The following is a 10119-nucleotide window of genomic DNA, read 5'->3' as shown; positions in this document are numbered from 1 at the left end:
ACCCTGAGAGGGTCAAATTCAATTATTTCATAATTTTATTTCTCTCGGTTATTTTCGAGCCACTTTTTCAGTGCCCTTGAAAATTCAATCGGGTCTTTTTATTAAAGCCTTCTCACTCCGCTTTTCGACATCTCCTTTGGTTAATCAAAGGAGATGACGAATTATTTTTGCGTTACACGCACATCAATTCGACGATTTTGAGCCCTGCCTTCTGGAGTATCATTGCTCGCTATCGGATGATCCTGACCATAACCTTCGGCAGATAAACGCTTGGCATCTACACCTAGTTTAATCAACGCCTGCATTGCAGTATTCGCTCTTTCATTAGATATCTTCTGATTTACAGCGGCATCGCCTATATTATCAGTATAACCACCCATTTTTAGCTGCACATTTGGATAAGCTTTTAAAATGGCAGCTATATTTTTCAATTGCTCCTGAGATTCTGCTTTTAGCGTACTCTTTCCAGTCTCAAAATACAACCTATCAAATGTAAACCAGGTTGTTTTATCAACAGGTTTATTCTTATCCTCAATAAATGAAATAAGGCTATTCTCTACAGAATTCTCAGCAATGCTAAGTTCAGTACCATCTGGCAATTTCTTGCTAATTTTAGCACCCAGATCCTTAACAAAATCTCCTGCCTCGTTCAATTTACCTGCAACAGTAGATACCGCGGCATCCGCGCCCGCTTTCACCGCTCCGGCAGCAGAATCCATTGTGGCACCTGCCGAATCAATATTGGCCGATAAAGAATCTGTAACAGTGGTCATTTCTGTTTTGTTGCATCCAGATTTACCCATAATCCACCAGGCACCTAGCAAAATAACAAGCAACGGTATTAACCATTTTAAAAAGCTACCACCCGCTTTAGGCTGTTCCATAGGAGTAACATAGTTTGTTTTTGGTATTTTTACATCAGCAGGAATCTCAACCTTTGGAATATCAACTTTTGGGATATTAATACTAGCCAAACCTAAAGAATCACTTAAACCACTTGGTAGTGCAGCAGCGATAGCCGATTTGCTTTCAAAGATCTTACCTAATAAATCGGAGATATTCCATCCTTTACTGGCCATTAACTTAGAAATATAACCTGTAATTAATGGAACAATCATGGCCAGCAAACCTGTAGCTTTTGCACCACTTAAACCACTTGAAGAGGAAACCGCATCCGTTACTGCTCCTGTATCGCCACCAAATAAGCCACCAAGCAAAGATTTGCCTTTCTCCAATAAAGAATCCTGATCATCATTTAATAAATCTGCAGGGTTACTGCCGGAACCGGTAACACCGGATAAGATATTGCCTAGAAAGCCTGTATCACCGCTGGCTCCATTTTTCAGGATGCCCGCTAGAATAGCTGGGATACCTGCTGAAAACCCTGTTTGAACCTGATCTTCGGTTACGCCAGCTTTCTGACTTAAAGAAGAAATCGCATCACTGCCTATTTCATTCTTTATCATTTCAATTAAATTCATGTTTATAGTTTTAAGTTAGTATTCTAAAATAAAAACAAACACCCGCTCCTTTAATCTCCAATGGTACATAAAAAAACAGAACGTACCTACACGTTTATTAAATCTAAGATTAAGCTGTTATAAATACAAATCTAATAGCCTAATAGAAAACCACTTAGGTGTAGTTCATAACATCTTGTCTCCTACAACAATTATTCATGATAGAAGTTTAGATTTGTAGAATAATAAATTTATTTTGGAGGAGCACACTACGTCAAAAATTTTTCATGAAGAGTTTTATGAAACAGGAAAAGAACTGTATGCCAAATATGGTGCTGAACTTAGGACAATCAGTTCAAGAGAAAGTGCAGACTACGGGGCACGCAATTTTAAACTACCAGGAAAAACTATTGAATTTAGAGTCTCTAAAGTTACCCCTAAAAAAGTAGGTCAATTTGTTGCTATTTGGAGAAGAAATGAACAAGGTTTAACCCAGCCTTTTGAAGAAACAGACGAGATAGATTTTATGGTAATCAGCTCAAAAACTGAGCATAATTTTGGACTATTTGTTTTTCCAAAATCCATTCTTATTGGGCAGGGAATTATCACAAGCAAGAATAAAAACGGGAAACGAGGAATCAGAGTTTATCCGCCCTGGGACAAACCAACAAATAAACAGGCTCAAAAAACTCAAAGCTGGCAAATAAAGTATTTCGTCCAAAACTTGACGTAAATAGATCAGAGTCCTAGTAGGCGACATAGTTTTAAAATGATTATCTCATGGTTTACTACATCCCCAAAGTTCCATACATAATAATCATACACAGTGGTCTGAACTCATTACCCTCACGTTGTCAAAGATCGACAAGCTGATAAACACTGGTTTTAAGGCTTTTGTAAAAAACAACACACCTGTAAATGCGGCTTATAAATACAACTCAGACCATCCTTTTATTAAGCAAGGCGAGCATTTTTTGCTCAACTAACCTAAGTTGGTATATAGCAGAGGGCATGTAGTTACTCCCGATGGTATACAGATCTCATCAGCCGAAGGGAAGATTACTTTTACCTGGCTGCCACAAAAACAGTCAACATATTGCCAATTTACCGATCTGGCGAGTTTTCTGGTGTACAATCCAGAAAAGGAAAGGGCAGTTATTTCGCAGGGCAAAGTGAATAGGTATGCGCAAAACTTTGTAATGCAAATGCCTGCAGATCATCTGGGCGATACGGTGCATTGCTATATCAGCTTTGCCTCGGCCAATGGAAAGTTGCAGGGCGATAGTTTGTATGTAGGCGAGATAACGGTGGGGTAACGCTCTCTATTTCGCTATATATGATGGGCGCAAAAAGCATTAAAAGTTGCTGTAGTTACATAGCAACAAGGCATCCATATCGCATAAACCATTTATCAGCAAGTAAATTTGTGGATTTTTTTGACAAAGAGATACTAAAGTTTTGGAGAGCCCTTGAGGAGTATTGCTGGACAGATTGCCACTACGTCTAGTAAAACACACAATCCACTCCTCACATTAACTGTCGATTAAGAAAAAGACAGTTTTCGTTGTTATTCAAGAATCGTAATAAAGCCCCCTATTTGTGTTGATATGCGGATTTGGGTTTTTGAACGAAAACTCACTTCCCCTAGTATACTTTAGGAAGAAAATTCCTCAACAGAATATGCAAGTGCATAGCACTTTGTTTATGCTCGAATATTGAATAAAATGAACAAAATCAAAACTTATTCAAAACAAACTGTATTACAATAATTTAAGAACAAAAACCTCTCACTGACTTCCATTTCCCTCCGTTAAATAGTAACCTAAACGAAACTAAAACTGAATATAATGAACAAAAATCATTGAAAGAACTGTAATAAGTTTGCTATACCATACATCAAGGTAATTTTTTGTCCTAAAAATTATTCACTGATAGTATAGATTAAACTAATTTACCGCTCATAACCTTGAAAGCTTGTCGCTCATATGTTCAACTTTTGGGATTACTGTTAACAGTGATGTTGATGGTTTTTGGGGGCGAGGTGAAGGGGCAGACTTCGAACATTTATGCAACTTATGTAGGTCCCCCACCAACCAATACAGGTGGAAGTGCAGGGGCAGGGGGAAACGGTGGCTTCGGGGGGAGTAATGGAGTTATCGGCTCTTTCACCATAACTGGCCACAGCAATATTAACGATGCCGACCTGACCAATTTTGCTACACTAGCTCCCATAAGTGGTCAGGGAGGGGGACTGTTGGGAAGCACCGGGGGAACATCCTCTGCATACATCAATTTAAATTTCTCAGGGGCCATTTTACCAAAAACCGGCACGTCCATAATAATTAAACTAACAGCTGGAACTTTAAGCGGAGTTCAGGTACAGGCTTATAATGGTATTACTGCCCTTGGCAGTGCACAGTCATTTTCATCCCTACCGCTAAAAGGTACAAATGAATATGTATTTATTACTCCAGCAGATTGTAACAGCATAAGAATTACATCCACCACTTCTGCTGGTGCTCTACTAGGTGGGATCTCCACAAATTCAACAAATATTTACTACGCTTATATCCTTGATCCAAATTGCAATCCACCCGTTTATACAGCTATCAGAAAAACTACAATACTTGATCTGGGCTCTGCAATTAGCAACGAAACAAATGCCATTGATGGAAACCTGAATACCTTCTCCTTGTTTTCAAATGGTTTAGGTGTGGGAACAACATTGTACCAGACTGTTTATTTTTCCCAACCCTCACCTACGGGCAGCGTAGCCACATTAACCCTTTCCATTCCTCCGGCTGTCATATCTGCTGGTGTACTGGGCTACATAAATATCAACACCTACAACGGAGCAACGCTGGTCAGTAATACTTCATTCAGTGGATTATTGCTTGGAACCGATCTATTAACATTATTGAATTCAGGTGGAAAAACCACAATTTCCATTGCCCCTCCATCAGCATTTGACCGTGTAGAGCTCTCAGCAAGTTCCCTCTTAAACCTAGCAACAAGTCTAAACCTATATGAGGTACAGATAACCCCTCCAAAACCAACTTTTACAGCCCCCGGTTCAACCCCTGCTGTAATAATTTGTTCAGGAACATCCGTAACGCTTAAACCTGATGCGCCAGATTCAGGAAATGAATTGCGGTGGTATGATTCTTTAACTTCAACAACATTATTAGCCAACACCAATACTTATACGCCTACTCCATCACTTACAGCAACCAAAACCTACTATGTGGCAACCGCAAGAACAAATTGTAATGCTGAATCAGAAAGAGTTCCAATAATCGTTACCGTAAATCCTCTCCCAACTGTTTCTGCAATTATTGGTAACGCAAATATTTGCGTGGGTGTTGGTTATACATTTACCAATACGAGTGAAGATCCAGGTGTTTGGAGTACTAATAACTCTTCAGTAGCCACTGTTGATGGTACTGGATTTGTAAAAGGTGTTTCTGTTGGAACAGCTAGCATCACATATACTATTACCAATACAACTACACATTGTAGCAATTCAACTTCTTTCACTGTTGATGTATCTCCACTCCCAACAATATCTTTAGGAAATATTCCAGCCATATGTAAAGGGACTACAGCAGCCACCTTACCTTATACTGCTGTTTCTTCCGGTAGTCTTAAATATGACATCATTTGGAATACAACAAGTTTAACCAATGTTAGCGGAGCTGATCTTCCTACGAGTCCAATTCAATTGAGTATCCCTTCAAATGCACCTGTTGGTACATATACAGGAACTTTTAGTATCCGGAATACAACAAGCAATTGTACTAATTCATATCCAATAAGTTTAATGATCAACCAATCACCAGTCATTATTGTAATCACAAATCCAACTGCTTGTAAAGGAATAACAAACGCAACATTAACTTACACATCTACATATAGTCCAACCAGCTACAGCATCAATTGGGATTCCGCAGCAATAACAGATGGTTTTGTGAATGTATCATCTGATACTCCCTTACCAGCTTCTAATATAAGCATTATTGTTCCCACAACAACAAATGTAACTACTTATGCTGGGACAATAAGTGTTAAAAATGCGAATGGTTGTATAAGCCCCCCTGTAACTTTTAACATGATCATACACCCTAAACCACCTCTTCCACAAGTAAACATAACTTCTAATTAATAAACAATTAACGTAAAACTTAAAATCAAAAAGACATGAAAACAAAAATTACATTTTTAAAAATGAGCTTCTTATTAGCTTCATTTTTAATCACTTCAACATCTGCAATGGCAGCGACATTTTATACTTGCTCTGGAACAACCCTAAATTTAGGTGTAACAAATTTACCAGCAGGAACTTCAGCTTTGTGGGATGTCAAGAAAGATGGAACTCAATTCGCTGGTTATCCCTCTGCCACCGCACCAACTTCGTTTACAGATCCAGGAAGTTACGAAGTGATACTAGTTTCGCAGACAGATGCAGCCTCAGGGCAATGTTCTTCCGATCCTGTAAGCAACACAATAATCATACTCCCTCCATTGGCATTTTCATTAAACGCACCTTCTGTTCCTGCCTATTGCCAATCCAACAACACGGTTAATTCTTCTGATATCACTCAAACAGGAGCTGCATTATCTCCAGTAAGCGGATCAGATCTAGTTTTAGAATATACTTATAGCGTTAATAATGGAACCACAACTGTAGATGGGAGTACCGTTGGTACTATTGACCAAGCTACTGGAAAGTTTACACTAACAACAACTACTCCAGGTGTCTATGTAATTACAGGAAAGGTAAAATATAAACAAGCAACAACGTTTACGAATACACTTCTAGGTACAGGTTGCGAGGTTACAGCTACAACAACTCAAACAGTCACAGTAACTCAAACTCCTGGTCAACCTACAGTTACTATTACAGCACCATAATTTAAATATTAAGGTCAGAGCTTTATGTCTAACAGAAAAATAAGTTTTGTGTCAAGTATGCTGTTGCTCAGTGCAACGGCATGCTTTGCGCAATCTTCTGGTCCGCAAACGGTGAATCTCCCGCAGGGGGCTTCTTTAAAGTTGCGGGCAAATTCTGTTAACGCATCAACCTATCAATGGCTTAAAGACAATCAAATTGTAAGTGGCGCTATTGGCCAGGAATTTACAGTATTTGTTTCTGGAACATACACTGTAATATCTTATAACACCGAAGGCTGTGCTTCCGATATTTCAGAGGCTGTCATCGTTGTAGGCGGAACAACTCCTCCTATTATTCTCAAAGCTGATATGATGGTTACCAAAACATCAGAAAACAGGGCTTTAACACTTAACGACTCATTCGATTACACCATTAATGTAAAAAACAATGGGACCGATAAGGCAACCAACATTAAGGTTACAGATGAGCTACCTCCCGAGGTCGAATTTCAGCAACTAACCCCTACTGCCGGTAGTAATGCAAGGTATAGCTTTGCAACCAGGACTGTGCTTTGGGAAATTGATAGCCTGCAAAATGGCGAATCTGCAGATTTAAGGATAAAAACTAAAGCTCTTAAAGCCGGTGTTATTTACAACACGGCAAAGGTCTCGGCTGATCAGTCAGATCCAAATATGGCTAATAACGTTTCCACTGCCAGTACTTCGGTAGCAGGTATTATTATACCAAACGTGTTTACGCCAAACGGAGATAATAAAAATGAAACCTTTGAAATACCAGGTGTACAAGCGTTTGAAAATGAAATCACCATCCTAAACAGATGGGGAGGAACTGTATACTTCAAAAAAGGCTACAATAATGAATGGACCGGACGAGGGCTTAATGAAGGTACTTATTTCTATGTACTAAGACTAAAAATAGGCACCAAATGGGAAATCTATAAAGGCTATATCACTTTATTAAGGGGCAAACAATGATGAAAAGAATCATACTTCTGTTTTTAGCATCTATTGGAATTGTGTGTAGCTCAAGTGCACAGCAAGACAGTCAGTTTACACAGTACATTTTCAATACAATCCATATTAATCCTGCTTATACAGGATATAAAAAAGAACTATACATACAGGCTTTTTATCGTGCACAATGGGTAGGCGTAAGAGGTGCACCAACAACAGTTTCAGTAGCTGTAGATGGTGCTATTGACGACGGAAATGTTGGTCTTGGATTCATCGCTTCAAACGATAAGATCGGTGCGCAAAAAAACCTTTCTGCATATGCAAACTATGCCTATAAAATTCAACTGGGTTATGATGAAAATTCCAGACTCTCTTTTGGTTTGGCAGCAGGTGTAATGCAACTTGGCCTTGATGGAGATAAATTAACCAGCATAGATCCCGATGATGAGGTTATCCCTACTGGAATGCAAACCAGATTTTTCCCTGATGCAAGGGCTGGTATTTACTACTCTAATGAAAAATATTTCGCCGGACTTTCGGCAAGTAACCTGATAGCAAGCTGGGCTGCAAAAAACTATAGCAACAATCTTCTTGTTCCTGTTCCGCAGCCGCACATATTTTTAACTGCAGGCGCTTTAATACCCATTACTTACGGATGGGCGTTAAAACCTGTTATTTTATTAAAAGACGACATAAAGGGTCCTACTTCTTTGGATGTTAACGCCTTCCTCCTACTCAATGAAAAGGTATGGATAGGTGGTTTTTATAGAACCACGGTTCCTTTGTACAACAAAAAATTCCTGCAAAAAGACCTCACTAAAAAGAATGCGCTGGGCATGATGTTCGAACTCTTTGCTACAGACAACCTAAGAGTCGGCTATTCTTACGACTATTCTCTAAACAAACTTCAGTACTACAACTATGGCAGTCATGAGTTTTCAGTAGGCATTTATTTAGGCCCCAGAAATATGCGAAAAATCAGATCATCCAGATGTTATGATTTTTAAAAGGACTATTCAGGTATTATTTTGTCCGTTTGAGCACTAAACATCTTTAATTCAAATGCCAAACCCTTCATTTTTGTAAGCACATAATTTCATGTGAACTTTGCGAGCTTTGTGATAAAATAAAAGTTCTTCGTTAATCATGAATATATTTGTACTAAATGAAAACGAAACTTCCTCTTAAAAATTTAATAAAAATAAGCTGCTGTTTTACTACAGCCGTCAGTTTGTTTTTATTTCTTTCTTCTTTTATTCAAGAAGGGGAACTGTATGGCTCTCTGGTAAAATGTTTATTTTTCCAACTGCTGCTCACGTTAATGTGCTTATCTAACATTCGTCTGTTAGTGGTTTTTGGCGATGAGAAATCGCCTCCGATAAGCAAAAGCACCAAAAAGTTTTACCTGGCAAGTTTTGTGATGAGTGCGGTAATAATTATATGTATTTACTGGCTTGGGCAATACCTTACTTTTCGCGGTATTATAGAACAACACGAACCATTTAGGGTTAGAGGTAATGTAATTTATCTGTACCTCAGTTTACAGGGATTCTTTATCAATGGTATTGTTTTGCTACTCCAAAACTTCATTATTGTACAAGATTCTAATAACCAGGTACAATTGGAGAACTCACGTTTAATTGCAGCAAGGTCTCAGGCGGCTAATGAATTATTACTTCAGCAAATACATCCGCATTTTCTGTTTAATGCCCTCAACATATTAAAATCTCTAATTAAAAGAAGTCCCGATAAAGCTGAGGATTATTTACTCCGTTTGTCTGACTTCTTACGTGTCTCCATATCGGGCAACAAAAGCGGAATAGCATCACTGAATGATGAGCTGAAATTATGTGCAGATTACCTGGAGATGCAAAAAGTAAGGTTTGGTGAGGCCCTGAGTTTTAATTTAGACATACAAGAGAAAGAAAGCTCAGGATTAGTACTTCCGGTTTTTTCGCTTCAACCGCTTCTGGAGAATGTGATTAAGCATAATGAACTAACGGATGCTGCTCCGCTGAATATAAATATCAAACAAAATGGCAACTGGATCAGTGTAACTAATAACATCCAGCTTAAGTCGAACCTGGAACATTCTACCGGTAGTGGTTTGGCTAATCTTGCAGAAAGATATAACCTGTTATCTGGTGATGAGATTGATATCAGAGATGATGGACTTACCTTTTCTGTTAGCTTAAAAATATTAAAACATGAAGATTGTAATTATAGAAGATGAACAAATAACAGCTGAGGATCTTGCTGATCTAATCATCAGATTACAACCTAATGCTCAAATTGTTGCAAGCCTAAGATCGGTAAAGGAATCACTGCATTATTTTAGAACGCATGGCATGCCTGATCTTATCTTTAGTGACATTCAACTTGGTGATGGATTAAGTTTCGACATATTTAAAGCTGTTGAGGTTACAGCTCCTATCATTTTTTGTACCGCTTATGATGAATATGCATTCAACGCTTTTCGCACAACAGGTATAGATTATATATTGAAACCAATCGTTTCATCAACAGTTGAACAGGCGCTAAAAAAATATCAAACCTTACGCAAGGAATTTACCACTTCGGCGGTTTCTTATGATTCTATTTTAGATCTGTTTGCAAACAAACCTGTGCAGAAAACATTTTCTATTTTAGTTACCCATAAAGACAAGATCATTCCTGTAAAAATGGAACACATTGCTCTGTTTTATATTAAACATGAAGAAACCTGCTTGTTTACTTTTGACGACAAAACGTATGCGGTTAGCAAGAAAATGGAAGAGCTGGAACGTATTTGTGG

9 protein-coding genes are annotated in these 10119 nt (G+C 38.4%); 8 read left to right on the top strand and 1 reads right to left on the bottom strand.

Features of this window, described 5'->3' with window-relative positions:
• Positions 1–161: 161 nt before the first annotated feature.
• Positions 162–1481, bottom strand: coding sequence for an OmpA family protein (locus AC1DDX_RS15515; protein WP_172663732.1), 1320 nt, complete (start codon positions 1479–1481; stop codon positions 162–164).
• 235 nt (positions 1482–1716) lie between these two features.
• On the opposite strand from AC1DDX_RS15515, the gene AC1DDX_RS15510 reads away from it, so the two are divergent.
• The 8 genes from AC1DDX_RS15510 to AC1DDX_RS15475 all read left to right on the top strand — a co-directional run.
• Complete coding sequence (locus AC1DDX_RS15510) at positions 1717–2193, top strand: MepB family protein (protein WP_216854517.1); 477 nt, start codon at positions 1717–1719, stop codon at positions 2191–2193.
• A gap of 259 nt (positions 2194–2452) precedes the next feature.
• Positions 2453–2776: a DUF6266 family protein gene (locus AC1DDX_RS15505; protein WP_337715105.1), complete on the top strand. Its 324-nt coding sequence runs from the start codon at positions 2453–2455 to the stop codon at positions 2774–2776.
• A 680-nt stretch (positions 2777–3456) separates the two neighbouring features.
• Positions 3457–5622 (top strand): Ig-like domain-containing protein, encoded by a 2166-nt coding sequence (locus tag AC1DDX_RS15500; RefSeq protein ID WP_477622236.1) that lies wholly within the window; start codon positions 3457–3459, stop codon positions 5620–5622.
• A gap of 35 nt (positions 5623–5657) precedes the next feature.
• Positions 5658–6371, top strand: a complete 714-nt coding sequence (locus AC1DDX_RS15495; RefSeq protein ID WP_216854518.1) for a hypothetical protein — start codon at positions 5658–5660, stop codon at positions 6369–6371.
• A 24-nt stretch (positions 6372–6395) separates the two neighbouring features.
• Positions 6396–7346, top strand: coding sequence for a T9SS type B sorting domain-containing protein (locus tag AC1DDX_RS15490; protein WP_172663736.1), 951 nt, complete (start codon positions 6396–6398; stop codon positions 7344–7346).
• The gene (locus AC1DDX_RS15485; protein ID WP_216854519.1) at positions 7343–8332 is read left to right on the top strand and encodes a PorP/SprF family type IX secretion system membrane protein; all 990 of its coding nucleotides are present in this window, start codon (positions 7343–7345) and stop codon (positions 8330–8332) included. The genes AC1DDX_RS15490 and AC1DDX_RS15485 overlap by 4 nt, the downstream gene beginning before the upstream one ends.
• A gap of 314 nt (positions 8333–8646) precedes the next feature.
• Positions 8647–9558 (top strand): sensor histidine kinase, encoded by a 912-nt coding sequence (locus tag AC1DDX_RS15480; protein ID WP_172663737.1) that lies wholly within the window; start codon positions 8647–8649, stop codon positions 9556–9558.
• Positions 9533–10119, top strand: a 587-nt coding sequence (locus AC1DDX_RS15475; protein ID WP_477622235.1) for a LytR/AlgR family response regulator transcription factor, incomplete at its 3' end; no start/stop codon positions are given. The genes AC1DDX_RS15480 and AC1DDX_RS15475, both read left to right, overlap by 26 nt.

The sequence above is a fragment of the Pedobacter sp. 10L46_2 genome (assembly GCF_056395165.1).
This window is presented reverse-complemented; position numbering and strand designations above follow the sequence as displayed.

What these genes read in the sequence shown, in the direction of transcription:
- AC1DDX_RS15515 (WP_172663732.1), bottom strand. Translation starts at nt 1,481, where the DNA reads ATGAATTTAATTGAAATGATAAAGAATGAAATAGGCAGTGATGCGATT.
- AC1DDX_RS15495 (WP_216854518.1), top strand. Translation starts at nt 5,658, where the DNA reads ATGAAAACAAAAATTACATTTTTAAAAATGAGCTTCTTATTAGCTTCA.
- AC1DDX_RS15490 (WP_172663736.1), top strand. Translation starts at nt 6,396, where the DNA reads ATGTCTAACAGAAAAATAAGTTTTGTGTCAAGTATGCTGTTGCTCAGT.
- AC1DDX_RS15485 (WP_216854519.1), top strand. Translation starts at nt 7,343, where the DNA reads ATGATGAAAAGAATCATACTTCTGTTTTTAGCATCTATTGGAATTGTG.
- AC1DDX_RS15480 (WP_172663737.1), top strand. Translation starts at nt 8,647, where the DNA reads ATGTGCTTATCTAACATTCGTCTGTTAGTGGTTTTTGGCGATGAGAAA.